Here is a 26,055-nt window from a genome sequence, read left to right on the forward strand (position 1 = left end):
TACCCCTCCTTCCCCACCAAGTGGTCTGATGCGTCGTGGGAGCGGCGGTGCGCCGATGCGACTTGCCCCGCGATGAGCTCGGTGCAGGCTCAGGTGGTCGGCAGCGCCCGCGCCACGCCCGGCTTGCGCAGCACCGCCAGGCGCGAGCCGTGGTAGCGGGTTTCGCGGTACAGCTTCCAGCGACCGAACAGGCCGTACACATGCATCACCCGGCCCTGCTCGTGGTAGCCCATGCGCAGGTGCAGTTTCATTGCTGGCACGTTGTGGGTCTCCACCACGTCAACCACCTTGTGGCAGCCCTTTTCGCGCATGGTGTTCCACAGCTCGACCTGGGCCGTCACCGACAGCTCGCTGCCAAAGTACGGCCGGGTCATCTCGCCGCCGAACTCGAAGAACTCGCCGGGTTTCACCGGGAAGGTGCAACCGTAGTAATGCTTGTCGTGGTAATCCACCACGCTGGCCCAGATGAATGCTACGGCATCGCCCTGCTCATCCAGGTACATATGCCCGGTATGGCCCTCGGCGGCCAGCTCGCGCATGGTCTCGACACGGTCGCCGAAATGCCGGGCGAAGGCATCGGCATTGGCCGTGGTGATCTGCACCAGGGTGACCGGCGCATGCGCCTTGAGGCTGTGCGGCGGCACAGGGCTGATCAGGTCGCGCTCCATCCACAGCAGTTCCCAATGGAAAAACACGTAGCGCTCGAAAAAAGTCTTGAAGGTGCGCTTGAGGCCCTTCCGGCGGATGCGTTCTTGTAGTTTTTGCAGTACGCCCATTGCTCCCTCCTCGGCGCCAGCGAAATTGCCAGGCCAATAGCTGGGGTATAGATCAGGCGGAGGGTGGCCATGGCAAAGGGCCAGCGAGGGATTTGTTTCAGAATATTAACAAGTCGTCGGCGGGAACCGCGCAACCGCCATCAACGGCTGCGCGGTCAAGGACTTGCTTACAGCTCGATGCAGTCGAACCGTACGTCGGTGGCTACGTCTTCGTCGTAGTTGATGTCAGCGCGCTCGAAACCGAACAGGTTGAGGAACTGTTTCTTGTAACCGGCGTAGTCGGTCAGCTCGAACAGGTTCTCGGTGGTCACCTTCGGCCACATGGCACGGCAGGCGTCCTGCACATCATCACGCAGCTCCCAGTCGTCCAGACGCAGACGGCCTTCGTCGTCCAGTGCAGCCGGCGCACCGTCCGCACGGTACATGCGGTCACGGAACATGCGGTCCAGCTGGTGCTGGGTACCTTCGTGGATACCCTTCTCCTGCATGATCTTGAAGACCATCGACAGGTACAGCGGCATCACCGGGATCGCCGAGCTGGCCTGGGTAACCACCGACTTCAGCACCGCAACGTTGGCACTGCCACCGACTTTTTTGCCCAGGCGCTGGGCGGTTTCGTCCAGGTCCTGCTTGGCCTTGCCCAGCGCGCCGTCCCAGTAGATCGGCCAGGTGATGTCGGAGCCGATGTAGCTGAAGGCCACGGTGCGGGCCTGCGGTGCCAGCACGCCAGCGGCGTTCAGGGCGTCAATCCACAGCTCCCAGTCCTGGCCGCCCATCACGGTGACGGTATCGGCGATTTCCTGCTCGGTGGCCGGCTCGATGCTGGCCTCGATGATGGTGTCCTTGTTGGTGTCGATGGCGGTCGACTTGTACGGCTGGCCGATCGGCTTCAGGGCCGAGCGGATCACTTCACCGGTCTGCGGCAGCTTGCGCACCGGCGAGGCCAGGGAGTAGATGACCAGATCGACCTGGCCGCCCATTTCGTTCTTGATCAGCTCGATGACCTTGGCACGGGCTTCGTCGGAGAAGGCATCACCGTTGATCGACTTGCTGTACAGGCCTTCGGCCTTGGCGAACTTGTCGAAGGCGGCGGCGTTGTACCAACCAGCGGTGCCGGCCTTGGTCTCGGTGCCCGGCTTTTCGAAGAACACGCCGAGGGTGTCGGCCTTGAAGCCGAACGCCGCAGTGATGCGCGCGGCCAGGCCGTAGCCGCTGGAGGCACCGATCACCAGGACTTTCTTCGGACCATCCTCGCGCACGCCCAGCTTGCGGGTGGCTTCGATCTGGTCACGGACGTTGAGCTCGCAGCCCTTGGGGTGAGTCGTGGTGCAGATGAAACCGCGAACCTTGGGATGAATGATGGCCAATGTCTGTACCTCGTCAGGTTTAGGCTGGGGCAGCGCCCGGATTCGGGGTGCTGCCGTTTGTTCTAGAGGGTGAGACTACCCTCGCAAGTCATCCGACACATATTACGGGGTGATCGGAGCAATGAAAAATCGCAGCGGCTCTGACAAACGCTATGCCTGCACCAGCGCCGCCTTCAACCACCCCAGGAACTGCCTCGCCAACGGATCCTCCTGGCTTTCCCAATGCACCAGGCAGCTCCACACCGGCCCGCGCACGCGCTGTACCGACAAGGGCCGCAGACGCCCCTCGTCCACCAGCCGCCGCGCCAGCAACTGGCTGACCAGGGCAATCCCCAGCCCCTCACCCGCCGCATCCAGCAACAAGCCAGGGTCGGAGAAGTTCAGCCCCTTGCCTTGCTGCCCCACGTCCTCACCGCCCTCCAATTGCCAATGGCTCCAGTCCATCTCCCGCTCGCCATGCAGGGTGGTCCGCCCCTGCTCGGGCAGGTCCGGGTGGCATGCCGGGTACAGCTGATCCGGGTGCAGCACGGTGAAGCTGCATTCGGCCTGGGCGCCGATATCGTCGCGGATCGCCAGGTCGATGGTCTCACTGGCCATGTCCGGCACCTCGAAGCTGGTGAACAGCCACAGGTCCACTTCCGGGCAGCGCTGGTGGAAGTCCGCAAGGCGCGGCAACAGCCAGTGGCGGGCGAACGCCGGGGTGGTGTTGACCACCAGTTGGTTGGGCTTGCGGTACTGCTCCAGGCGGCGAATGCCCACCGCCAGTTGCTGCAACAAGGCCTGAGTGGTGCTGAGCAGATCGTGCCCGGCGTCGGTCAGGCTGACGCTACGGCCACTGCGGTGGAACAACGGCTGTTCCAGGTAGCCCTCCAAGCTGCGGATCTGCTGGCTGATTGCCGACTGGGTGAGGTTCAGGGCCTCGGCGGCCTTGTGGAAGCTGCCTAGGCGGGCGGCGGCTTCGAAGCCGCGCAGGGTGTTTAACGGGGGCCAATGCTTGAGCATGCTGATAAGCCTGACTAATCAGAAGTACGCTAAATCTATCGTTTGTCTCCCCGGATTCCCAGCCATAACATGGACGACAACACCCGCGACGGCGGGCTTCGTTGATAAAAATTCCTAATAAATCGGAGTTCACTATGACCCTGTCCCTCGACAGCGGCTGGCGCATGCCCGCCGAATGGGCCCGCCACGCCGCCACCTGGATGATCTGGCCGCACAATCAACCGCTGTGGGAGTCGGGCTGGGGCGTGACCCTGGCCGACGTGCAGCGCGACTACGCCCGGGTGGCCGCCGCCATCGCCCGCTTCGAGCCGGTGAAAATGGTGGTCGATCCGTCGGCCATGAACATCGCCCGCGAACTGTGCGGCGCCGGTATCGAACTGATCGAGCTGACCGTGGACGACAGCTGGTGCCGCGACAGCGGCCCGACCTTCCTGATCCACCCGCAACAGGGCGTGGCGGGCTTGAGCTGGCGCTTCAACGCCTGGGGCGGCAAATCCGAGCACGGCAAGGACCGCAGCCTGGCCCGGCGCATCCTCGACCACCTCGGCCTGGAAGGCCTGAGCACCCCGCTGTGCAACGAAGGCGGCGCCATCCATGTCGACGGCGAAGGCACCCTGATCACCACCGAATCGGTGCTGCTCAACCCCAATCGCAACCCGGGCCTGAGCAAGACGGATTTCGAGGATTGCTTCGCCCGCCTGTTGGGCATCCGCAAGACCATCTGGCTGCCGGGCGACCCGCAGTATGTGACCGGCGACATGACTGACGGCCATGTCGATGGCGTGTGCGCCTTCGCCCGCCCCGGGGTACTGCTGGTCGACGCCACCCACGACCAGGGCTCGGTGTATGCCGAAGTGGCCCGCGAGAACCGCCGTGCGCTGGAACTGGCCACGGACGCCCAGGGCCGTTCGTTTGAACTGCTCGACCTGTTCGAGGCCACGGCGGCCGTGGACAGCGAAGCCGAGGTGTTCTGCGCCTCGTACACCAACTTCTACCTGGTCAACGGCGCGGTGATCATGCCGGCCTATGGCATCGACGCCGACCAGGCGGCCGCGCAGCAACTGGCCCAGGCCTTCCCCGGTCGCGAAGTGGTACCGGTGCGCATCGACCATATCGCCCACGGCGGTGGCGGCATTCATTGCATCACCCAGCAGCAGCCGGCCTGGCAGGGAGCGCGCTCATGAGCACGCTGCGCATCGCCACCACGCAAATGGCCTGCAGCTGGGACCTGCCGGCCAACCTCGAGCGCGCCGAGCAACTGGTGCGCCAGGCCGCTGCCCAGGGTGCCCAGGTGATCCTGTTGCAGGAGCTGTTCGCCACCCCGTACTTCTGCATCGAGCAGTGCCACAGCCACCAGGCCCTGGCCCAGGACTACCACGACAGCCCGCTGCTCAAGCGCTTCGCCGCGCTGGCCAAGGAACTGGGCGTGGTCCTGCCACTTAGCTGGTACGAACGAGCCGGCAACGCCTTCTTCAACTCGCTGACCGTGGCCGATGCCGACGGCCGCCTGCTGGGCGTGTATCGCAAGACCCACATCCCCAACGCCATCGGCTACCAGGAAAAGGAATACTTCAGCCCCGGCGACACCGGTTTCAAGGTCTGGGACACCGCCTTCGGTCGCCTGGGCATCGGCATCTGCTGGGACCAGTGGTTCCCCGAGACCGCCCGTTGCCTGGCGCTGATGGGCGCCGAAGTGCTGCTGTTCCCCACCGCCATCGGCTCGGAGCCTGGCGCCGCCGAACTGGATTCACGCGACCATTGGCAGATAGCCATGCGTGGCCATGCCGCCGCCAACCTGCTGCCAGTGGTGGCCGCCAACCGCGTCGGTCATGAAGTGGCGCGCAGCGACGACAGCCTGAGCATGCGCTTCTACGGCTCGTCGTTCATCTGCGACCACAAAGGCGCCCTGCTCGCCGAAGCCGATCGCGACAGCAGCGGCGTCTGGCTGCACGACCTGGACCTGGCGCGCATGCGCGAAGACCGCCTGAGCTGGGGCATCTACCGCGACCGCCGCCCCGCCATGTATGCGCCGCTGCTGACCCTTGACGGCCGAACCCCACAGACTGCGAGGGCCTGAACCATGCCAAGCCGTCCATCGAAACTGCTCGCCATCGCCGCGCTGGTGGCCTGCGCCGGTATTGCCCAGGCCGAGCAGGACGCCCTGCGCCTGTACAACTGGGCCGACTACTTTGCCGAGGACACCCTCAAGCGTTTTACCGCCGAAACCGGCATCCCGGTGATCTACGACGTCATGGACGGCAGCGAGGTGCTCGAGGCCAAGCTGATGTCCGGGCGCAGCGGCTACGACCTGGTATTTCCCGGCGACACCGTGGCCGAACGGCTGATGCGCGCCGGCAGCCTGCAGCCACTGGATCGCAAGCAACTGACTGCGCTCGACGATATCGAGCCCGGCCTGCGCCAGTTGCACGACCGCTACCCCAAGGCCAGCCAGGCCACCGTGCCCTACACCTGGGGCACCATCGGCCTGACCATGGACGCGAAGAAAATCCGCGAGCGCCTGCCCGACGCCCCGCTCGACAGCCTCGACCTGCTGTTCAAGCCGGAGCTGGCGGCCAAGTTCGCCGACTGCGGCATCTCGATGATCGACTCGCCCGACGAAGTGCTGGCCGTGGTGCTTCACTACCTGGGCCGCGAGCCGCGCAGCGCGAAACGTGAAGACCTGGCCGCCGCCAGCGAGCTGCTCAAGGGCATCCGCCCGTACGTGCGCAAGCTGCAGTCGCAACCGGTCACCGAGCTGGTCAATGGCAACACCTGCCTGTCGCTGGGCTACAGCGGCGACGTGATCCAGGCCCAGCGCACCGCCGAAGCCGCGGGCAAGGCCATCGACTTCCAGTACCGCGTGCCTCGCGAAGGCACCACGGTGTGGATGGACACCATGGCCATCCCCGCCGATGCCAAGCACCCGGAGTACGCCTATCGTTTCATCAACTTCGTCATGCGCCCGGAGAACATGGCCGCGATCAGCAACTTCACCGGCTACCCCACCGCCAGTGCCAAGGCCCGGTCGCAGGTGGACGCGCGCCTGCGTGACAACCCGGACATCTACCTCAGCGATGCCACCTTCACCCGCTTGATCCCGGGCAAGGACATCCCCCAGGCCGACATGCGTGCGCGCATGCGTGTCTGGACCCGTTTCAAGACCGCACAGGACTGACCCCATGCCCACCCGCCGCACTTTCCTCCAACACATGAGCGTCGTCGCCGGCCTCGGTGCTGCCGCCAGCTTCGGCCTGCCCTTCGGCAGCGGCAGCGCCCGCGCCAGCGAAGCAGGCCGCTGGTTCATGCCCGACGAGGGTGAGCCGCACCAGCGCGGCTACATCGCCTTCGGCGCCCAGGACGCCATCTGGGAAGACTTAACCGAAGACGTCCAGGCCGCCCTCGGGCGCATCGCCCGCGCCATCGCTGCCTACCAGCCGGTGACAGTGTTCTGCCGCGCCAGCGAACGCGACATTGCCGAGGAGGAATGCGGCAGCCACAACATTACCTATGTCGAGACCGAGCTGGACGATATCTGGATGCGCGATATCGGCGCCAACTTCGTGGTCGATGACGATGGCGCCCTGGGCGCCGTGGACTTCAATTTCAATGGCTGGGGCGGCAAGCAGCAACATCGCCATGACGCCAAGCTCGCAGCCCGCGTCGCCAAGCTGACTGGCGCCCGGTACCAGCAGAGCGAGCTGGTGGGCGAAGGCGGCGGTATCGAAGTGGACGGCCATGGCACCGGGATCATGACCGAGAGCAGCTGGATCAACGGTAATCGCAACCCCGGCTGGAGCAAAGCCCAGGTCGAGGCGGAGCTGAAGGAGCGGTTGGGGCTGCGCAAGATCATCTGGCTGCCGGGCATCAAGGGCAAGGACATCACTGATGCCCACGTGGACTTCTATGCCCGCTTTGCCGCGCCCGGCGTGGTGGTGGCAAACCTGGACAACGATCCCGACTCCTACGACCACGAGGTGACACTCAAGCACCTCGAGATCCTGCGCAACGCCACCGATGCCGACGGGCGCAAGCTACAGGTGCATACGCTGTCGCCGCCCTTGAAACCAAGGCGCAGCAAGTTCAACGAGGACAATCCTGATTTCGCGGCGGGGTATATCAATTACTTCGTGATCAACGGTGCGGTGATCGCCCCGCAGTTCGGGGACCGCAGTGCCGATGAGCAGGCGCGGGCGTTGCTGGTGAAGCTGTACCCAGGGCGCAAGGTGGTGCAATTGGACATCGACGCCATTGCGGCGGGAGGGGGCGGGATTCACTGCGTGACCAACCAGTGCCCGGCGGTTTAGCGCAATTGCCGGGGCTGGCGCGCCGCCCCGGCATCGTCAAGCTGGCGCTTATGGATACTGCTGCACGGTGCCTTGCTGGTCATACTGCTGGCCCGGGATCGGCTTCAGGTTGACCTCGACCCGACGGTTCTGCGCACGGCCATTGGCGTCGGCGTTGCTGGCGATCGGCTGGTCCGGGCCCATGCCACGCACGCTGACCCGCGACGGGTCCACCCCCTGCGAGGTCAGGTAGGTGCTGACCGACTGGGCGCGGCGCTGCGACAGGTCCATGTTGTGCTGGCGGCTGCCGGTGCTGTCGGTGAAACCGACCACCTCAATGGTGTTCTGGTTGAACTGCTTGAACGAGTTGGCCAGGTTGTTCAGCGGCGAGTAGAAGCTTGGGGCAATGTTCGCCGAATCGGTGGCGAAGGTAATGTTGCCCGGCATGATCAGTTTGATCTGATCACCCTGGCGCTGTACTTCGACGCCGGTATTGGCCATCTGTGCCCGCAGCTCGGCTTCCTGCTTGTCGGCGTAGTAGCCGTAACCGGCAGCGGCGGCACCGACCGCGGCGGCGCCGATCAATGCGCCCTTGCCACGGTTGTTGTGGTCGATGGCGGCACCGGCGATGGCGCCGGCCAGCGCGCCCAGGCCACCATACTTGGCGGTCTTGCTCATCCCTGTGGAGCCCTGCGCCTGGCCCTGGCTGTCATACGGGTTGGGGCTGGCACAACCAGACATCAGCGCGGCGGCGGTAGCGACGATAATCAGACGACGCATGGTGAACATGGACAAGCTCCTACTGAAATTCAAAAGTGCAGCGGATCGACTACGGATCTATGCCAGCCTTGGATTGCAGCGCAGCGGAAAAATTCCATGAAACCTCAGGCGCGCACGAAGGGGTTCTCGCGCATCTCGTCGCCGAGGCGGGTGTCCGGGCCATGGCCGGTCACCACGATGGCGTCCTCATCCAGGCGGTACAGCCGTTCCTTGATGGAACGAACGATAGCCCGCTGATCGCCTCCCCACAAATCGGTGCGCCCGACACCACGGCGGAACAAGGTATCGCCGGCGATCAGCAATTTGTGCTCGGCGAACCAGAAACTCATCGAACCCGGCGTGTGCCCGGGGGTGTGCAACGCCACGCCGCAGCCGCAGGCCAGCGCCTCGTCGTCGCTCAGCCAGCGGTCCGGCGACGGTACCGGCGTATAGGGCACGCCGAACATCTGGCACTGCATTTCCAGGTTTTCCCACAGCGGCTGGTCGGCCTTGTGCAGGTGCAGCGTGGCGCCGGTCAGCTCCTTGAGCCTGCCCGAGGCGAGGAAATGGTCGAAGTGCGCGTGAGTGTGGATGATGCTCACCAGGGTCAGGCCATGATGCTGCAGGCGGGCGAGGATCTTCTGCTCGTCCCCGCCTGGGTCGACGACGATGGCGTGCTTGCTGACCGGGTCACCGATCAAGGTGCAGTTGCACTGCAAGGGGCCGACGGGGAAGGTTTCGCGGATGAGGCTAACGGGCAATGGGTTCATCGTTCTGGGACTCGATACAGTCGATAGAGGGAGCGAATATGACCATGGTCCAGCTTGCCTCTCACCAAATCAAGGCAGATACAACCTGAACAACCCGCCCCCCAGCGTCCCGCCATTGGCGATCTCGATCCGCCCGCGCACGCCATTGCGCTCGTGCAACGCGGCAATCCGCGCCGCGAAATACAGCCCCAATCCGGTACTGCCACTCTGCGAATCGATGCCCTGCACGTAGTCATGCTGGCGTTCGAGCATGCGCTGTGGATAACCGGCGCCGTCGTCGTTGACGCTGATCACTAGCTGCTCGCGCTCTTCCTCGATGCTGATCAACAAGGCGTGGCCAGCATAGCGGATGGCGTTGGTGAGGACATTGGCCACCACCGAGGCGACCAGTTCACGGTCGAAGAAACCCAACGGGCTTTCGGTCTCGATACGCCAGGTAGCGAGGATGTCGCGGTGCTTGATCACGTCTTCCTGGGCCGCCAGCTGGGCCTCGATGAAGTCGTCCAGTTCGTGGTAATCCGGGCAGATGGGCAACTGGTTTACGCCCAGCTTATACAGCCCCAGCAACTGCACGAGCATGCCGTTCAAGTGGCTGAGTTCGTGCTCCACCACGCCCTGCTCGGTACCGCCGCGCAGCTCTTCGGGCAGGCGCGCCAGCCATTGACTGTGGGCGTGGGTCAGCGCCGAGAGGGAGTTTTTCAGGTCGTGCACGGTGGAGGCGATCACCGTGGAAAAATCCAGCCCCTGGTTATCCTGGTTCATGCGCCAAAGACCCGGATGTGCAGTTTGCGGTAACGGTCATAGCGGCTGTCGCTGGCGGGAATCCCGGCCACGCTGGTGAGGCAGTCGCGGCACTCCTGCATCAACCCCGGCGGTGGCGTCTCGCCGCCGATGCGCAGCAGCGCCTGGGCGGTGTTCAGGGCGATACTGATGTTCTTCGGCTGCAGCGACAGCGCCTTGCGGAACATGCCCAGCGCCTCGTTGAGCTGGCCACCCTGGTAGCTGCGCACGCCCTGGCGGTTGAGGTCCACGGCTTCGGTCACCGCCCCCAGCACCAGCGGGTCGTCGGTGAGTTTGGCGACGCTCTGCATGACCTTGGGGTCGTCCCCGTAGGTTTCCACGCAGCCCTTGAGGATAGAGGTGCCCGCCGCGTCCTGACCAAGTTGCTGCAATTGCTTGGCCACCGTCAGCGCCGCCTCGACGGAGAAGAACTGATCCATCTTTTCCAGGCGCAGCATCGCCTGCTCGGTGAGCTTGGCGGCGGTATCCGGGTCACCGGCCTGCTGCAGGCTGGCGGCCTTCATCAAGCGGGCGCGCACCTGCAGGCCCTGGTCCTCGACGTTCTCCTTGGCCACCTCGCTGAGCACGGTGTTGATTTCCACCCGGGTACGCGCATCGAGACCGTTGCCGGTATTCTTGCTCATCAGCGCCTGGACCAGGCCGAGATTGCTTTCGGCGTCCTTGTAGCGCGAACTCTGCCCCTGATTGACCGCATGGCGATACGCCTTGGACGCGCTTTCGAAGTCGGCGTTGTCCAGCGCCAGCTTGCCCAGCGCGGCCTGGCGGCGCACCGCGAGCGGCGACAGGCGCACAGCCTCCTCGAGCATGTGCTGGGCGCGCTTGGTTTCGCCCTGGGCCACCAGCACGTCAGCCATGCCATCGTACAGGTTGGGCATGATCGGGAAAGCCTTGAGGGCCTGCTCGTAAACACCCTGGGCCTGGGCGTTCTGGCCGCGCTTGTGCAACAGGCTGCCGAGCGCCGCGTAGGCCCAGGGCTGTGGGCGGCTGGCCAGGATGTTCTTGAGGAACTTCTCCAGTTCGTCGAAACGATTGAGGTCGCGCAGGGCATCGGCGCGATAGCGCAGGCACAACGGGGCGAACCGCGGGTCTTTCTTGCACAACTCGGCGCAGGCGGCGAGCACCTCGGCCGGGCGGCTGCGATCCAGGGCCTGGAGGATGGGCTTGAGCAAGGTCTTGCGCTGGGTCAGCTTCTCGAGACGCTGGGCCAGGCCCACGCGGTTGAAGGGCTTGGTCAGGTAGGCGTCGGGTTCGTGCTCGATGGCGCTGAGCACGATGGACTGGCTACTTTCAGCGGTGACCATGATGAACACGCATTCATGGCTGATGAGCTTGTCGAGAATCAGGTCCTCGAGTACCTGCTGGCCATTCTTCTTGCCATCACCCAGGTGGAAATCCTGAAGGATGAAGTCGTAGCGTTTCTGCCCGCACATGCGCAGTGCCTGTTCGCCACTGTCGGCGGTGTCCACGTCGCGTACACCCAGCTCGCGAAGCATCGAGCGGGTCGAGGTGCGGAAGTCGGTAAAGTCGTCGACGATCAGAAAGCTTTTTTGCCCGTACTGCAGCATCAACACGACCTGTATTGGAAGAAGTGGGAAGTGGCGCATGGCGATGCGTATCGCCGAAAAGTGTATCGGCAGCGGATCGGAAAAGATGAGCCCGGAACGGCGATAGCCTTGTGCCGCTATCTTACCGGCCGCCCCTGCCGTAAACCACTAGACGAGCAACCCGAGGGACTTGGCCCTGGCCACCGCCTGGGTACGCCGCTCCACGCCCAGTTTGCTGTTGATATGACTGGCGTGGGTCTTGACCGTATGCAGGGAAATGAACAGCCGCTCGCTGATCTGCTGGTTCGAACAACCCTGGGCAATAAGTTCGAGCACGGCGAACTCGCGGCTGCTCAGGGCCTCGGTGGTGCAGGTGCTGGCGACGAGGGTCTGCGGCAGGTACGTCAGCAGATCACGCTGCACGGGGCAGGCGGCACGGCCGGCCAACTGCTCACGCAGCCATTGCGGCTGCTCCTCGATCAAGCGCTGGAATGCCTGCAAGGCACCTCCCTGCGCAGCCTCCAGTGCCTGGGCAAGCAGCTTGGCCGCCTCGGGCTCACGCCCCTGGGCCAACAACAACGCGATCAACTGGCATTGCGCGCTGACCATCAGCGTCATGCCAGCGCTGGCCTGCCCGCGCTCGATCAGCCTGTACAGCCTCGCTTCGGCATCGTCGGCACGGGCCAGCACCCGCTCCAGCAACGCTTGCTGCAACTCGATATGCAGCGGCAACAAGGGGTGGAACTCCGGCGCGGCGGCAGGCTGCTCGCCACCGTAGGTCTGCCCCAGGCGCAACAGCCACGACTCCGCCAGGTCCGTACGGCCCTGGGCCAACCAGAGCTCGCACTTCACCAGGGTAATCATGGCCAGGTAGAAGATCGGCGGCACATCCCAGATATGCATCAACCGCTCGGCCTCGGCCAACTCGGAAAATGCCTCGGCGAACCGCCCTTCGCGCCCATCGAGCGAAGCAATCACGCAATGTCCGATCAGGACACTGATGTCGCGACAACTCCGTGCCTCGCTGAGCCCGGCGCGCAAACGCGCACGGCCTGGCGCGCAGTGCAGGCGGGCAGCCAACAGGTATCCCTCGTACAAGGTGAGGCGGGCACGCACTGCGTACAGGCGCTGGCCCGACAGGCCCTGCAACCGTTGCAACCCCTCGCGCACCTCATCCAGTGCCCGCAGTACTTCGCCTCTAGCGTGCAGCACCCGCGCCCGGTCGTAATGGGCCAAAGCCTCGAACAGCGGATTGCCGACCCGTTGCGCCAGCTCGAGCGCCTCTCGGTTCCAGCCGCGCGCCCGCCAGAAATCGCCGTCGGCAATGGCCAGGTTCGACAAGGTCGACAGGCAGACCAGCCGCTGCCCATAACGTTTGCTCGGCAGGCTCTGCAGCGCCTCGCCACAATAGGCGAGGGTTCGCTCGCGATCACCACGGCCGCGCGCGATGACCCCGCTCAAGGCCAGCCACTGGGCCAGCATCGACTTCTGCGCCGTGGCCGAAGGCGCGGGCAGGAAACGGCTCAGGTAGGCCGCGAGTTCCTCGGCGGCGTCCAGTTGGCAGGCAAGCCCCAGGGCCCAGCTGTACAGGACAATCAGCCTGGGCGTGCTGATCAGCAGGCTGTCAGGCAAATCCATTTTCCAACGCAGCAGCATGCCGACATTTTGTTCGGCGAGCAGCTGTTCTTCCGACAAGCTCTGTACCAGGTCCGCCGCGACATCCAGGTGACCGGCCCGCAGCGCCTGCTCCACCGCCTCGTCCAGCAGGCCCTGCCCCTCGAACCAGCGGCAGGCACGCAAGTGCAACCCCGCCTGGGGGCCACTGGCCTGCCGGCTGCGCAACAGGTCGGAAAACAGATGGTGATAGCGGAACCACAGCCCATGCTCATCCAGCGGTACCAGGAACACCTGGTGGGCCTGCAGGTAGCGCAGGATCTCGGCGCTGTCGTGCCGCTCGCGCAGGGCATCGCACAGTTCAGCACAGAAACGCTCCTGGCAGGCGGTGTCGTAGAGAAACGCCTGCACGGGCGCCGGCAGGATTTCGATCACTTCCTCGAGCAGGTAATCGCGAATCAAACCCTCGCCGCCATGCAGTGCCTGGGGCAAGGCGTTGTCATCGCCGGACTCGCTGGCCGCCAGCTGCCAGAAGCGCAGCCCGGCCACCCAGCCGTCGCTGCGCTGGATCAAGTTGTCCAGGGCCTGGCCGCGCAGACCGGTGGGCTGGCGGCCAATGACCGCCAGCGCTTCATCGGCAGTCAGGCGCAAGTCCTGCTCGTTGAGCTCGACCAGCTGGCGCGACAGGCGCAGGCGGGCCAGGTGCCAGTCGGGCCGCTGACGGCTAGTGACCAGCAGGACCAGCCCGGCAGGCAGGTGATTGAGGAAGAACTGCAGGCATCGATCGAGCACCGGACCCTGAGCCAGATGGTAGTCATCCAGAACCAGCAGCAGGGGGGTGTCCGGCTGCAGGTAGAGCGCGAGCTCATCGAGCAGCCCATCGAGCCACTCCTCGAAGGCGAACGGCTGGTGACGCTGGCGCATCTTCAACAGACCCATGGCCTGCCCGCCGAGCGCCGGGCAGAACTGCTGCAGCCCTTCGAGCAGGCGCTCGAGAAAGCGGCCCGGGTCGGCATCGCGCTGGCTCAACCCTAGCCAGAGGCTGCGCCAATGGCTGGGCAGTTCCTGACAGAATTCAATGGCCAGTGAACTTTTACCGAAACCGGCTGGAGCGTTCACCAGCAACAGCCGGCCAGCCAGTCCGCTTTGCAGGCGCTGGCACAAGCGTGCTCTGGGTACATGCGCCTCTGGCAGCGGCGGCCGGAAGAAACGCCCGTCCAACAGGCCCAGGGCCTGGCTGGCGACTCCATGCGTACGGGACAAGTCTGTCATGGCCGGCTCGTTCTGATTGGAATATGGCGGCAGTACGGTTTGTTGCGAGACTAGCGGCAAACGTTGCTTATTTGAAGATGATGCGCGCGCTTTGCGCGATAAAGACTACGACAAAAAGAAACAACACTGATAGACAGCAGTAAATCTCCCTCGCGGAAACAGAAACGCCCCGGCAAGCCGGGGCGTTCTGGGAGATCAAACGGAGGTTGCACTTAATGGCTCAACGGACACCTGACTGACGCAGGGCAGCCGGCTGGAACTCGGCCTTGCTGGCGCTGAAGCCGAAGTTGTAGGCACTTTTCTCTTCGTTCTTCATGCCCAGCGCCAGGTAGCGACCCGATTGCAGGTCGTAGATGGCTTCCAGGGTGTACCACGGCACCTGCACGTTGTAGTACGGCTGGGCGTGGGCCTCGGAAACACGCCACAACTGGTTGCGGCCGTCATACTGGTCGATCACCGCAGCCTGCCAGGTGTCCTCGTCGATATAGAAGTCACGCTTGGCATAGATATGGCGCTGACCTGGCTTGAGCGTGGCAACCACGTGCCAGACGCGACGCAGCTCATAGCGCGACAGGTCCTGGTTGATATGCCCGGCCTTGATGATGTCGGCATACTTGAGCTTCGGATCGTCCAGCTTGTAGGCGTTGGAGGCGATATACATCTCCTTCTTGCCTTCGAGCTTCCAGTCGTAACGGTCTGGCGCACCGTTGTACATGTCCAGGTTATCGGAAGTACGCAGGCCGTCGGCGGCGGTACCCGGACCGTCGTAGGACACTTGCGGCGCCTGGCGCACGCGGCGCTGGCCGGCGTTGTAGATCCACGCCTTGCGCGGCTCCTTGACCTGGTCGAGGGTTTCGTGGACCAGCAGCACGGTCCCGGCCAGACGTGCCGGAGCGGTCACTTCCTGCTTGAAGTAGAACAGGATGTTGCCGGGGTTGGCCGGATCGTAGTCCTTCATCTTGTCGCGGAAGACGAACTGGTCCTGGAAGTACACCAGGCTGTAGGAGCCGTTCTGCTGCGGGGTGGCCTGGGTGACCAAGCGAGTCACGCTGCCGCCACGGTAGCGGGTGATGTGGTTCCAGATCACCTCCAGGCCATCCTTGGGAATCGGGAACGGCACGGCTGTCTTGAAGTTCTCCAGGCCGTTGCCACCGGCGACCAGGGTGGTCTTGGTGGCGTTTTCCTTGATCGCGGCGAAGACATCGTCCGGCACCGTGGAACTGCGGTGGGTCTTGTACACCGGAATCTTGTAGCTATCCGGGTAGCGCTTGAACATCGCCACCTGGCCAGGCGAAAGCTTGTCCTTGTACTGGTCGACGTTCTGCGCGGTGATGGTGAACAGCGGTTTTTCGCTGGCGTAAGGGTCGGAGAGGAAGCCCTTGGCGTCGGCACTGCCGGCACTCTTGGACAGCGGCTCCCACGGGCCGATGGAACCATCGGCGTTACCGGACTTCTCGGCCCCCATCGGGGTGAGCGACGCGCCCAGCTTGGCGGCCTCGTCAGCGGAAACCGCAGCCATGACGCTGGTTGCCAGCAGGGACATGCCCAGTACACCGGCTTGCAGCAGACGTGTGGTCATTTTCATTCTTTGTCGTCCTGGATCAATGTTCTTAGAAGTTCACGCCGAAGCTGAGGGCGACGAAGTCGCGGTCATCCACGGTGGTGTACTTGCCATCGAAGAAGTTGGTGTACGACAGGCTCGCCGTGTAGGTGTTCTGGTACTCGGCGTCCAGGCCCAGGCTGACGGCCTTGCGCCCTTCCTCGAAGTTGCCGCCAGGGCCCGGGGAGTAGCCGTCGACGTCGTGGGACCAAGCCACGCTCGGGCGCAGGTTCACGCCGGCGAAGACGTTGTTGTAGTCCCAGATGGCACGAACGCGATAACCCCAGGAGTCGGAGGTGGTGAAGCCGTCGTTCTCGCAGTAGCGCGACAGGTTGTTCTGCTCGACACCCGCCAGCGTGGTGGCGTTGAGGCTCTGGCAGCGACCGTTGGGCAGCGGGCCTGGACCATAGACTGGGTCGCGACCATAGCGGGCCTTGGAGGTGCTTTCCAGACCACCGACGTGAGTCCAGCCGACCTCGCCGACCATGGTCAGACGCTCAGCGCCCATGACTTGGTCGAAGAAGTGGGTGAACGTGGTTTGCAGCTGGGTGATTTCCTTGCGGCGATAACCTGGCTGGTCGGCGTCCGGCGTGCCCTTGAGGACGGATGCATTGGGGTCCAGCGGCGTCAGCCCTGAATAGAGGATGTCGGTGGTGTTCAACTGCACCGGCGCATTCGGCCGGTAGCTGATCTCACCGCTCCAGGCCGTGCCGGTGGGCAAGGTGGTGGAGAAGCTCAGGCCGTAGAGGCGGATGTCTTCCGGGTACTCGACGTAGTAGCTGGAGTTACCCGCCACGTACAACGGCATCAGGGCCTGGAGCAGGGCCGGGTTGGTTGCGGCGGCCCCCGGAACACCTGCCCTGACCAGTGCCCCAGCCAGGTTGGCCGGGTTGTAGAAGCCGGCGGCGGCGCCGCGGCCGCTGAAGATTGGCGCCCGGCTGTGGTAGTTCATGAAGTAGCCACCAAACTCGGTGTTCAGCGGCTCGTACATGTAGCGCAGGGCCACACCGAACTGGCCGCTGTCACGGGCATCACGGTCGGGGCCGCGGCGCACGATCACGCCTTCGTCCGGCGAGCCCCAGGACACGCCCTGCCCGGTCAATGCGTTCATGGCAGGCCCGGCAAACGGGCCGATCTGCGCGGCCAGGCTCCTTGACACGTTGGCCTGCTTGGCCAACACCGCCAGGTTGTTGTTGCAGCCGTCGGCGATCACGTCAGGCTGGGAGAAGAAGGTCCCGCAGTTGTCGACGACGGTCTGGTCCCACTCGATCTGGTAGAAGCCCTCTGCGGTGAGGTTGTCGGTCACGCTCTGCGACACGTAGAACATGTTGACAGGGATCAGGCCTTCCTTGATCTCAGCGCCAGGACGGCGGAACGCCGACACGTCGATGGGGTTGATGGCGTTGATACCGCCGCCGATGAAGGTACTCTCACCCCAGCTCACCACCTGCTTGCCCAAGCGTACGTTGCCGGGCAGGTCGCCGATGCTGTAGTTGTGGTAGACGAAAGCGTCGAGCAGTTCCGCGCCCGAAGACTTGGCGCCCTCCTTGCGGTTCGAATCACTGATGTCCTTGAACTGGCGGTTTTCATCCTTGAGCTCGAAGTCGTACCAGTACTTGCCACGGACGAACACGCCCGTATCGCCGTACTTGAGCTCCAGGTCGTGGATACCCTTGAAGATCTTCGAGAACGTCTCGCCTTTCTTGAAGTTCAGGTGGCCATCGTCGGAGGTCTGCGACAGCCCCCGGCCGCCGTTGTTGGCCCCGATGAGGTTCTTGTTGGGATTGGCCGTCGACCAGCTGGCGCCAACGGAGAGCGACGAGTCGAACTGGCCTTCGATTTCACCGATGTTGAAGCTGACCGCGAAAGCAGGACTTGCAAGCGTAGAAGCGAGGCTGACGGCCAGGGGCAGTTTTGCCCGGCGCCAGAACGGGTTTGCAGATGTCATCGACGCTACTCCATGTACTTTTTTGTTATGGCAGTGAGTCCTTTCAGAAACGGCTCGAGCGCCTGGTGAAGCAGGCTCCTGCCCGTGACGCCGCGCGTTGCCGTGCGGCGCCCTCCCCCATTCCTGAAAATCCCCTGACCCGACTATAGCCAGCGGTCACAGGTGCTTGATCCCTCTAAAGTGTGATTTGCGCGTCCTGCTGGCAGCCCACCCTGATCGGCCGGCCTGCGCGCTGGCAGTGCTCAAGCATGGCTCAATTCTATCGTTTGACAAGGCGTCATCCTGTCTAGCTTGCGGGGTCGCGCTTGAGAAAGCGCGACCCGAGCCCGGGTTACAGGGTGGAAAGGAAAGCGCTGTTACTGGCCTGCCACTGGCTGATGTCCACGCGGATGCGCTTCTTGTCGAGCTTGCCGACGCTGGTCTTGGGAATTTCAGTAACAAGGGCGATCTGGCTGGGAATCGCCCACTTGTTGATGTGTCCTTGCTCCACGAAAGGCTTCAGATGTTCCTTGAGCGCACGCGCCTCGATGCTCTGCCCCTCGCGCACCACCAGCAGCGCAAACGGGCGCTCCCCCCACTGCGGGTCAGGCACGCCCACAACAGCCACTTCTCGTACTGCAGGGTGGCGACTGATCAGGTCTTCCAGGTCGAGCGAAGAAATCCACTCGCCACCGGTCTTGATCACGTCCTTGATGCGGTCGCGAATATCGATGAAACCCATGCCATCGAGCGTGGCGACATCGCCGGTGTGCAGCCAGCCACCCTGCCAGAGTTCCTCGCCCTTCTCCGGCTCGCGGAAATAACCCATGGTCAACCAGGGCGCGCGCAGCACCAGTTCGCCCTGGGTTTCGCCATCGGCAGGCAGGAAATTGCCATTGCCATCGACGATGGCTGCCTCGACCAATGGCACCGGCACCCCGGCCTTGATCCGGTAGCTGGTACGCTCATCCTCGCTTCCGGCCTGCAGCTCGTCGTTCAGGTGCGCGGCACTGATCAGCGGGCAGGTTTCGGACATGCCGTAGGCGGCGGTGAGCTGGATACCCCGGGCCAGTGCAGCCTGATACAGCGCGCGGTTGAGCGCGCTGCCGCCGATGATGATCTTCCAGCCACCGAAATCCTGGCCGGCTGCCGACGGGCAGTTGAGCAGCATCTGCAGGATGGTCGGCACGCAGTGGGAGAAGGTCACCTTCTCCTCACGCCACAGCCTGATCAGCATGTCCGGCTCATAGCGCCCCGGGTAGACCTGCTTGATGCCCATCATGGTCGCCGCGTAGGGGATGCCCCAGGCGTGCACATGGAACATCGGCGTGATCGGCATGTAGACATCGTTGCTGCTCAGCAGCCTCACGCTGTCCAGGCTGCCGAGTACCGCGGTTTCGGCCAGCGTGTGCAGCACCAGCTGCCGATGGGTGAAATACACCCCCTTGGGGTTACCCGTGGTGCCGGTGGTATAGAAGGTGGTGGCCACCGAGTTTTCATCGAAATCGGGGAAGTCATAGTGCGGGCTGGCCGCGGCCAGCAACTGCTCGTACTCGCCTTGCAGGCCCGGCAGGTCGGCAGACTTGTCCGGCCCATCGGTCAGCAACACGGTACCTTGCACCGTGGTCAGTTGCCCGGCGATGGCCTGGTAGAGGCCGATGAAATCACTGTTGACCAGCACGAACCGGTCTTCGGCGTGGTTCATGGTGTAGAGGATCTGCTCCGGCGACAGGCGCACGTTGATGGTGTGCACCACGGCGCCGATCATCGGGATGGCGAACATGCATTCCAGATAGCGGTGGCTGTCCCAGTCCATCACCGCCACGGTGTCGCCGGCCTTCACCCCAGCCTCGGTCAGCACGTTGGCGAGGCGGGCGATGCGCTCGTTCAGTTGCGGGTAGGTGAGACGGAGCTGGTCGCGGTAGACGATCTCGCGGGTCTTTTCGTAGCGGCTGCCGGACATCAGCAGGCGCTTGATCAGCAGTGGGTACTGGTAGGCGCCCTCGGCGGGCTTGATGATGCGCGTCTGCAACATGGGTATCCCTTTTTCTTCAAAGCGGGCAGGACAGTTCAGGCAACAACTGTAGTTCGGTGACGCATCGGTCAAATCAGCCGAAGGAATGATTTATGTCCTGCAGGTATGAGCGCAGGCGCGACCGTTGACGAGCGACGGCGCCGGGCCGGACACTGCGCCAACCCCATCCCGCCCTGCCACCGGAGCCCCTGATGTCCAGCCCACGTCGCGCCGTGTTTCTCGATCACCAGTCACTGGACCTGGGTGACCTCGACCTTGCGCCCTTGCGTGCCCAGTTCGACACGTTGCAACTGCATGCCACGACCCGCCCGGAGCAGGTCGCCGAACGCCTGCACGGTGCCGTGGCCGTCATCAGCAACAAAGTGATGCTCGATGCCGCCACGCTCGCCGCCAACCCGCAACTCAAACTGATCCTGGTGGCCGCCACCGGTACCAACAATGTCGACCTGGCTGCCGCCCGTGCCCAGGGCGTCACCGTGAGCAACTGCCAGGGCTACGGCACGCCGTCGGTGGCCCAGCACACCCTGGCCCTGCTGCTGGCCCTGGCCACGCGCCTGTGCGACTACGACCAGGCGGTGAAGGCCGGGCAATGGGCCAAGGCCAGCCAGTTCTGCCTGCTGGACTTCCCCATCGTCGAGCTGGAGGGCAAGACCCTTGGCCTGCTTGGCCACGGCGAACTGGGCGGCGCGGTGGCGCGCCTGGCCGAGGCCTTCGGCATGCGCGTGCTGAGCGGGCAGATCCCCGGCCGCCCGCCCCGGGCCGACCGCCTGCCACTGCATGAGCTGCTGCCGCAGGTCGATGCCCTGACCCTGCACTGCCCGCTCAACGAGCAGACCCGGCACATGATCGGTGCCCGCGAGCTGGCGCTGCTCAAGCCCGGCGCACTGGTGGTCAACACCGCCCGCGGCGGGTTGATCGACGAGCAGGCCCTGGCCGACGCGCTGCGCGGCGGCCACCTGGGTGGCGCAGCTACCGATGTGCTGAGCGTCGAACCGCCGGTCAACGGCAACCCACTGCTGGCGGCGGACATTCCCCGCCTGATCATCACCCCGCACAGCGCCTGGGGCGCGGTAGAGTCGCGCCAGCGCATCGTCGGCCAGCTGGCCGAGAACGCCCAGGCCTACTTCGCCGGTCAGCCGCGACGCGTGGTCGGCTGACCCGCCTCTGGTACACTGCGCCACTTTTTCAGGAGGCGTCGTCCATGGACCCGCGCAGTGAAGTGTTGCTCCGCCAGGCAGAGCTGTTCCAAGGCCCACTGCTGGTCGCTGGCGCCCAGGCCGATGGCCTGCTCGGCCAGTTGCCCGGGGCCCACGGCTGGACCTGGCATGCCGGCGACCAGGCCGTGCTCGAGAGCCGCTTCGCCGGGCGCAGCCATTACGGTGTCGAGGTGCCCGAGGTAGCCTTCGACGCCGCCGTGCTGTTCCTGCCCAAGTCTCGCGAGCTGGCGGCCTACTTGCTCAACGCCCTGGCCTCGCGCCTTGCCGGTCGCACGCTGTACCTGGTGGGGGAGAAACGCGGCGGCGTCGAAGGCGCGGCCAAGCAATTGCAGGCCTTCGGCAGGCCGCGCAAGCTCGACAGCGCCCGCCACTGCCAGCTATGGCAGGTGACCGTGGACAACGCGCCCGAGGCCAAGCCTCTGGAAAGCCTGGCCGAACGCTTTGAACTGCCCCTCGAAGATGGCCCGCTGCAGGTGATCAGCCTGCCCGGCGTGTTCAGCCACGGGCGCCTGGACAAAGGCACGGCCCTGCTCCTGGAACACCTCGACGGCCTGCCGAGCGGCCATGTCCTGGACTTCGGCTGTGGTGCCGGGGTGCTCGGCGCCACGATCAAGCGTCGCTATCCGCAGAGCCAGGTCACCTTGCTCGATGTCGACGCCTTCGCGGTCGCGGCCAGTCGGCTGACCCTGGCCGCCAACGGCCTGGAAGGCGAGGTGATCAGCGGTGACGGGATTGATGCGGCCCCCAGCGGCCTGGACGTAATCCTGAGCAATCCGCCGTTCCATACCGGTGTACACACCGACTATCACGCCTCGGAGAACCTGCTGAAAAAATCCAGGGAACATCTGCGAAAAAGTGGGGAAATCCGTTTGGTAGCCAACAGCTTCCTTCGTTACCAACCGCTCATCGAAGGCGCCCTGGGAAACTGTGAGATCCGTGCCGAAGCACAAGGTTTTCGCATCTACCGCGCAACGCATGGATAAAAACAGGGCTTGCCGAAAGCGATTCGCCTAGGCAGAATCCGCTCCGTCCTAGGGGAGTAGTCTCCCGCGAGCCCCCTGCTCGCCCGGTACGCGTCAACACACTTGGCCCACAGGCCATGGCGCGTGCGACCCACGATCTGCGCAGACAGGTCCAGGGTTTGACAAGACCTATGACACGCACACCTTACCCGGGGCGGGGAGGTCGTACGTGTCATAGCCGTGTCGACCCGCCCCCGTAGGAATCCTGATGCTGGAATCATTGCTCGTCCCTACCGCGATCGTCGCGCTTGCCGAAATCGGCGACAAGACGCAATTGCTCGCGCTCATCCTCGCCGCCCGTTTCCGCAAGCCCTGGCCGATCATTGCCGGGATCGTCGCCGCGACGCTGGCCAACCATGCCGCCGCTGGCGCGGTCGGCGCCTGGGTCAGCAGCTTCTTTACCGAGTCGGTGCTGCACTGGATCCTCGCCGTGAGCTTCACCGCCACCGCGTTGTGGACGCTGGTGCCGGACAAGATGGACGATGACGAAACCAGCAACGCACGACGGTTCGGGCCATTCGTGACCACATTGATCGCCTTCTTCCTCGCCGAAATCGGCGACAAGACGCAGGTGGCCACGGTGATGCTGGCCGCCCAGTATCCGCACCTGATCATGGTGATCATCGGCACCACCCTGGGCATGCTGATCGCCAACGTGCCGGTGGTGCTGGCGGGCAACTTCGCGGCGGAGAAACTGCCGCTGACGCTGATCCGTCGCCTGGCGGCGACCGCGTTCGTGGTGCTGGCCATCGTCGCGGTGTATTCGGCGATGAAGACCAGTGGCTGGATAGGGTGAAGCAGCGGCAAGTGGCAAGTTACAAGCGGCAAGAAAGAGCAGGTGCATCCTTACTTGCCGCTTGAAGCTTGTAGCTTGCAGCTGCTTTTACTTCTTGGCCGCCTGATACAGCGGCATCACCTTCGGAATCGCCGCCTGCAACGAAGCGATACGGCTGCTCGAAGCCGGGTGGGTGCTCATGAACTCTGGCGGCGCGCCTTCGGACGCCTTGCTCATCTTGTTCCACAGGGTGATCGCGGCGTTCGGGTCATAGCCGGCACGGGCCGACAGTTCTAGGCCGATCAGGTCGGCTTCGTTCTCGTTGGCACGGCTGTTGGGCAGGGTCATGGCGTAGTTCACCACGGTGTCGGCCATGGCCATGCTGTCCTGCCCCAGGCCAAAGATCGCGCCGGCGCCCTGGCGGGCCATTTCCACGCCGTAGGCCTTGGACATCGCTTCACGGCTGTGCTCGCGCAGGGCATGAGCGATTTCATGGCCCACCACCGCGGCGATCTCGGCATCGGTCAGCTGGAGCTGATCGATCAGCCCGGTATAGACGATGATCTTGCCGCCCGGGCCGCAGTTGGCATTGAGCTCGTCGCTCTTGATCACGTTGACTTCCCAGTTCCACTGCGCGGCATCCGGCCGGAACTGCGGTGCCTGGGCGATCAGGCGCTTGGCGATGGCCTGCACGCGCTTGGCATCATTGCTGCTCTTGTCCAGCACGCCCTTGCTCGACGCCTCGCCGAGGGTCTGCTGGTAGGACTGGGCGTACATCTTGTTGACCTCATCGGTCGAAAGCATGCTGAACATGTATTGCTGGCGTTGCACGCCCACGGCACCACCACTGGTGGTATTGACCGCCTGACAGCCGCCAAGCAGGACGCCGACCGTCAGCATGCTGACAACGAATGACTTACGCATGAAAACACTCCCTTTTTACGTGCCGCGTATCCTAGGCCCAGACGCCCGCCCCTGCCAGAGCCGCGGGTAAGATTTCTGACAAGGTCCTCATGCTTTGGTATTAGCCCGCCGATAACACTCGGTAACAACCTCCTTGCGCGCGGAGCTTTGCCATGAAGTTCAAGTCGATCCAGTTTTCCGTGGCCGCCCTGGCCGGTGCCATCGTGCTGAGCATTGTCGCGGCCCTGGTGCTGTACGCCGTCTACTCCGGGCAACGCACCCAGGCGCTGGTGCAACAGCGCACCCAGCAACAGTTCGAGAACGTCATCGAGCAGCGCCTCACCGCCCTGGCACGCACCCAGGTCAGCGAAATCCAGCGCGGCCTCGAAGCCCCGCTGTCGATCGCCCGCAGCCTGGCCACCGGCAACGCCATGCTCGGCATGCAGGCAAGCGATGGACAACCGCTGATGCGGGTCGACCGCGAGCACCTGATCAACCAGCTCAAGCGCACCGTGGAGGTCAACCCAAGCGTGCTCGGCGCTTACCTTGGCTGGGAGCCCAACGCCCTCGACCATGCCGATGCCCGCTACGTCGGCAGTAGCCTGGTGGGTATCGACAGCGCCAACGGCCGCTTCCTGCCCTGGTGGTTCCGCAATGGTGATGGCAGCCTTGGCCAGGACAAGCTGGCCGATGTCGACGACCGCACAGTGCTCGCCACCGGCGTGCGCGCCAGCGAGTACTACCTGTGCCCCAAGGAGTCGAAGAAGGCCTGCGTGATCGACCCCGCGCCTTATAAAGTGGGCGACAAGATGGTCATGCTGGCGTCGTTCGTCGAACCGATCATGGTCGATGGCCAGTTCCAGGGCATGGCCGGCGCCGACCTGTCGGTGAACTTCATCCAGGACCTGCTCAATGCCGCCGATCGCCAGCTGTACGACGGCGCCGGGGAGCTGGCGCTGGTTTCCAGCAACGGCCGCCTGGTGGCCTATACCCGTGACCCGGCGAAATTCGGCGAGAAGGCCAGCGATGTGCTGGACAGCGACGAAGCCGGCACGCTCAAGAACCTGAGCGGCGAAACCCTGCACTACGAAGTGGACGCCGGCAAGGATCGCATCGAGCTGTACCTGCCGTTCAAGGTCGCCAACACCGATGCGCGCTGGACACTGCTGCTGGAACTGCCGCTGAGCGCCGTGATGGCCGAAGTCAACCAACTGCAGCAGGACCTGGCCGAACAGCGTCGTACCGATATCACCGGCATGACCCTCGTCGGCCTCGGCATCGCCGCCCTTGGCCTGCTGGTGATCTGGCTGCTGGCCCTGGGCATCGCCCGCCCGCTCAGGCAGATGGTGGCGATGCTCGACGACATCGCTCAGGGCGAAGGCGACCTGACCCGCCGCCTGCACAGCGACCGGGCCGACGAACTGGGCGCCATCGCCAAGGGCTTCAATACCTTCCTGGCCAAACTGCAGGCCATGATCAGTCAAGTCGTGGGCTCGGTGCAGAAGGTCAGCGACTCCTCCGAGCACACCGCCGACATCGCCATCCGTACCAACCAGGGCGTGCACAAGCAGATGGCCGAGATCGACCAGGTAGCCACCGCCGTGCATGAAATGACCGCGACCGCCCAGGATGTGGCGCGCAACGCCACGCAAGCGGCCCAGGCTGCCAGCGCGGCCGACCGCGCGGCCAACCAGGGCCTGGAAATCGTGCGCGACACCTCCAGCGCCATCAGCGCCCTGGCCAGCGAGATCGGTCGCGCAGTCACCGTGGTCCAGGACCTGGCCCGCGACAGCGAAAACATCAATGCCATCCTCGTGGCCATCCGCGCCATTGCCGAGCAGACCAACCTGCTGGCGCTCAACGCCGCCATCGAGGCCGCTCGCGCCGGCGAGCAGGGTCGCGGCTTTGCCGTGGTCGCCGACGAAGTGCGCAACCTGGCGCAGAAGACCCAGCAGGCGACCGAGGAAATCCAGCAGATGATCCAGCAGTTGCAGCAGGGCACCCGCGAGGTGGTCAAGGTGATGGAGGACAGCCAGGGCAAGACCGACGACAGCGTGCTGCAGGCCAGCCGCGCCGCCGAGGCGCTGGAAAGCATCACCCAGGCGGTGTCGGTAATCAACGACATGAACACCCAGATCGCCAGTGCCGCCGAGGAGCAGAGTGCCGTGGCCGAGGACATCAACCGCAATGTGATCAACATCGGCCAGGTGGCAGGCGAAGTGGCGGGCGGTGCCGACGAGTCGAGCCAGGCCAGCGCCGAGCTGACCAAGCTGGCGGAGCAGCAGCGCCGCCTGATCAATCAATTCAGGGTGTAGGTATCAAAAGGGGCGGGGGGGTGGGAGCGGGCTTGCCCCGCGATACGATCCTCGCCTCACCACCGCCATCGCG

Annotated in this window: 20 protein-coding genes, 1 pseudogene and 1 riboswitch; of the genes and pseudogenes, 9 read left to right on the forward strand and 12 right to left on the reverse strand. The window is 64.4% G+C overall.

Annotation, left to right across the window (positions count from 1 at the left end; genetic code table 11):
• Nucleotides 1-89: 89 nt before the first annotated feature.
• The 3 genes from ACQ4OD_RS11905 to ACQ4OD_RS11915 form a co-directional block, all read right to left on the reverse strand.
• Nucleotides 90-776 (reverse strand): GNAT family N-acetyltransferase, encoded by a 687-nt coding sequence (locus ACQ4OD_RS11905; RefSeq protein ID WP_139668644.1) that lies wholly within the window; start codon nucleotides 774-776, stop codon nucleotides 90-92.
• A 167-nt stretch (nucleotides 777-943) separates the two neighbouring features.
• Entirely contained in the window at nucleotides 944-2,143 is a 1,200-nt protein-coding gene (gene fabV / locus ACQ4OD_RS11910; RefSeq protein WP_139668642.1) for an enoyl-ACP reductase FabV, read from the reverse strand.
• A 150-nt stretch (nucleotides 2,144-2,293) separates the two neighbouring features.
• The gene (locus ACQ4OD_RS11915) at nucleotides 2,294-3,145 is read right to left on the reverse strand and encodes a LysR substrate-binding domain-containing protein (protein WP_258599336.1); all 852 of its coding nucleotides are present in this window, start codon (nucleotides 3,143-3,145) and stop codon (nucleotides 2,294-2,296) included.
• A 134-nt stretch (nucleotides 3,146-3,279) separates the two neighbouring features.
• Between ACQ4OD_RS11915 and ACQ4OD_RS11920 the strand changes: the two genes are divergently transcribed.
• Genes ACQ4OD_RS11920 through ACQ4OD_RS11935 form a run of 4 tightly spaced genes read left to right on the forward strand, consistent with a single transcriptional unit; the run spans nucleotide 3,280 to nucleotide 7,449 of the window.
• A complete protein-coding gene (locus tag ACQ4OD_RS11920) occupies nucleotides 3,280-4,329 on the forward strand; it encodes an agmatine deiminase family protein (protein WP_198755200.1) in 1,050 nt (349 codons plus the stop codon).
• The gene (gene aguB / locus ACQ4OD_RS11925) at nucleotides 4,326-5,222 is read left to right on the forward strand and encodes an N-carbamoylputrescine amidase (RefSeq protein ID WP_430944344.1); all 897 of its coding nucleotides are present in this window, start codon (nucleotides 4,326-4,328) and stop codon (nucleotides 5,220-5,222) included. Before ACQ4OD_RS11920 ends, aguB begins: the two co-directional genes overlap by 4 nt.
• A 3-nt stretch (nucleotides 5,223-5,225) precedes the next feature.
• Entirely contained in the window at nucleotides 5,226-6,320 is a 1,095-nt protein-coding gene (locus tag ACQ4OD_RS11930; protein WP_139668636.1) for an extracellular solute-binding protein, read from the forward strand.
• A gap of 4 nt (nucleotides 6,321-6,324) precedes the next feature.
• Nucleotides 6,325-7,449, forward strand: coding sequence for an agmatine deiminase family protein (locus ACQ4OD_RS11935; protein ID WP_430944345.1), 1,125 nt, complete (start codon nucleotides 6,325-6,327; stop codon nucleotides 7,447-7,449).
• A gap of 48 nt (nucleotides 7,450-7,497) precedes the next feature.
• On the opposite strand, the gene ACQ4OD_RS11940 is transcribed toward ACQ4OD_RS11935, so the two are convergent.
• The 8 genes from ACQ4OD_RS11940 to ACQ4OD_RS11975 form a co-directional block, all read right to left on the reverse strand.
• Complete coding sequence (locus tag ACQ4OD_RS11940; protein ID WP_102682547.1) at nucleotides 7,498-8,217, reverse strand: OmpA family protein; 720 nt, start codon at nucleotides 8,215-8,217, stop codon at nucleotides 7,498-7,500.
• Nucleotides 8,218-8,312: 95 nt separating this feature from the next.
• Nucleotides 8,313-8,957 (reverse strand): MBL fold metallo-hydrolase, encoded by a 645-nt coding sequence (locus ACQ4OD_RS11945; RefSeq protein ID WP_046857107.1) that lies wholly within the window; start codon nucleotides 8,955-8,957, stop codon nucleotides 8,313-8,315.
• Nucleotides 8,958-9,026: 69 nt separating this feature from the next.
• Nucleotides 9,027-9,719, reverse strand: a complete 693-nt coding sequence (locus ACQ4OD_RS11950) for a sensor histidine kinase (protein ID WP_102682550.1) — start codon at nucleotides 9,717-9,719, stop codon at nucleotides 9,027-9,029.
• Nucleotides 9,716-11,323, reverse strand: coding sequence for a tetratricopeptide repeat-containing response regulator (locus tag ACQ4OD_RS11955; protein ID WP_139668632.1), 1,608 nt, complete (start codon nucleotides 11,321-11,323; stop codon nucleotides 9,716-9,718). The genes ACQ4OD_RS11950 and ACQ4OD_RS11955 overlap by 4 nt, the downstream gene beginning before the upstream one ends.
• Nucleotides 11,324-11,470: 147 nt before the next feature.
• Nucleotides 11,471-14,188, reverse strand: coding sequence for a LuxR C-terminal-related transcriptional regulator (locus ACQ4OD_RS11960; protein ID WP_430944346.1), 2,718 nt, complete (start codon nucleotides 14,186-14,188; stop codon nucleotides 11,471-11,473).
• Nucleotides 14,189-14,408: 220 nt separating this feature from the next.
• Nucleotides 14,409-15,773 carry a DUF1329 domain-containing protein gene (locus ACQ4OD_RS11965; protein WP_198755196.1) on the reverse strand — a complete coding sequence of 455 codons (1,365 nt, stop codon included), beginning with the start codon at nucleotides 15,771-15,773 and terminating at the stop codon, nucleotides 14,409-14,411.
• A gap of 25 nt (nucleotides 15,774-15,798) precedes the next feature.
• Complete coding sequence (locus tag ACQ4OD_RS11970; RefSeq protein WP_430944347.1) at nucleotides 15,799-17,736, reverse strand: DUF1302 domain-containing protein; 1,938 nt, start codon at nucleotides 17,734-17,736, stop codon at nucleotides 15,799-15,801.
• A 331-nt stretch (nucleotides 17,737-18,067) separates the two neighbouring features.
• Nucleotides 18,068-19,750, reverse strand: a complete 1,683-nt coding sequence (locus ACQ4OD_RS11975) for a fatty acid--CoA ligase (protein ID WP_110700664.1) — start codon at nucleotides 19,748-19,750, stop codon at nucleotides 18,068-18,070.
• Nucleotides 19,751-19,941: 191 nt separating this feature from the next.
• Here ACQ4OD_RS11975 and ACQ4OD_RS11980 point away from each other — a divergent pair, with 191 nt between their 5' ends.
• The 3 genes from ACQ4OD_RS11980 to ACQ4OD_RS11990 all read left to right on the forward strand — a co-directional run bounded on the left by ACQ4OD_RS11980 (nucleotide 19,942) and on the right by ACQ4OD_RS11990 (nucleotide 22,785).
• Nucleotides 19,942-20,907, forward strand: coding sequence for a 2-hydroxyacid dehydrogenase (locus ACQ4OD_RS11980; RefSeq protein ID WP_139668625.1), 966 nt, complete (start codon nucleotides 19,942-19,944; stop codon nucleotides 20,905-20,907).
• A gap of 44 nt (nucleotides 20,908-20,951) precedes the next feature.
• Nucleotides 20,952-21,950: a class I SAM-dependent methyltransferase gene (locus tag ACQ4OD_RS11985; RefSeq protein ID WP_139668623.1), complete on the forward strand. Its 999-nt coding sequence runs from the start codon at nucleotides 20,952-20,954 to the stop codon at nucleotides 21,948-21,950.
• A 38-nt stretch (nucleotides 21,951-21,988) separates the two neighbouring features.
• A riboswitch (yybP-ykoY riboswitch) is annotated at nucleotides 21,989-22,110 on the forward strand.
• A gap of 90 nt (nucleotides 22,111-22,200) precedes the next feature.
• Nucleotides 22,201-22,785 carry a TMEM165/GDT1 family protein gene (locus tag ACQ4OD_RS11990; protein WP_198755217.1) on the forward strand — a complete coding sequence of 195 codons (585 nt, stop codon included), beginning with the start codon at nucleotides 22,201-22,203 and terminating at the stop codon, nucleotides 22,783-22,785.
• 87 nt (nucleotides 22,786-22,872) lie between these two features.
• Here ACQ4OD_RS11990 and ACQ4OD_RS11995 read toward each other — a convergent pair whose 3' ends face one another.
• On the reverse strand, nucleotides 22,873-23,688 hold the full coding sequence (locus ACQ4OD_RS11995; RefSeq protein WP_023631454.1) for a M48 family metallopeptidase: 816 nt from the start codon (nucleotides 23,686-23,688) through the stop codon (nucleotides 22,873-22,875).
• Between the two features lie 1,235 nt (nucleotides 23,689-24,923).
• Between ACQ4OD_RS11995 and ACQ4OD_RS12000 the strand changes: the two are divergent.
• Both ACQ4OD_RS12000 and ACQ4OD_RS12005 read left to right on the forward strand, forming a co-directional pair.
• Nucleotides 24,924-25,127 (forward strand): annotated as a pseudogene (locus ACQ4OD_RS12000) (HAMP domain-containing protein); the annotation flags it as partial.
• A gap of 111 nt (nucleotides 25,128-25,238) precedes the next feature.
• Nucleotides 25,239-25,982, forward strand: a complete 744-nt coding sequence (locus ACQ4OD_RS12005) for a methyl-accepting chemotaxis protein (RefSeq protein WP_371041509.1) — start codon at nucleotides 25,239-25,241, stop codon at nucleotides 25,980-25,982.
• The last annotated feature ends 73 nt before the right edge of the window (nucleotides 25,983-26,055 follow it).

The organism is Pseudomonas sp. WC1, from assembly GCF_050586565.1.
GTDB lineage: Bacteria > Pseudomonadota > Gammaproteobacteria > Pseudomonadales > Pseudomonadaceae > Aquipseudomonas.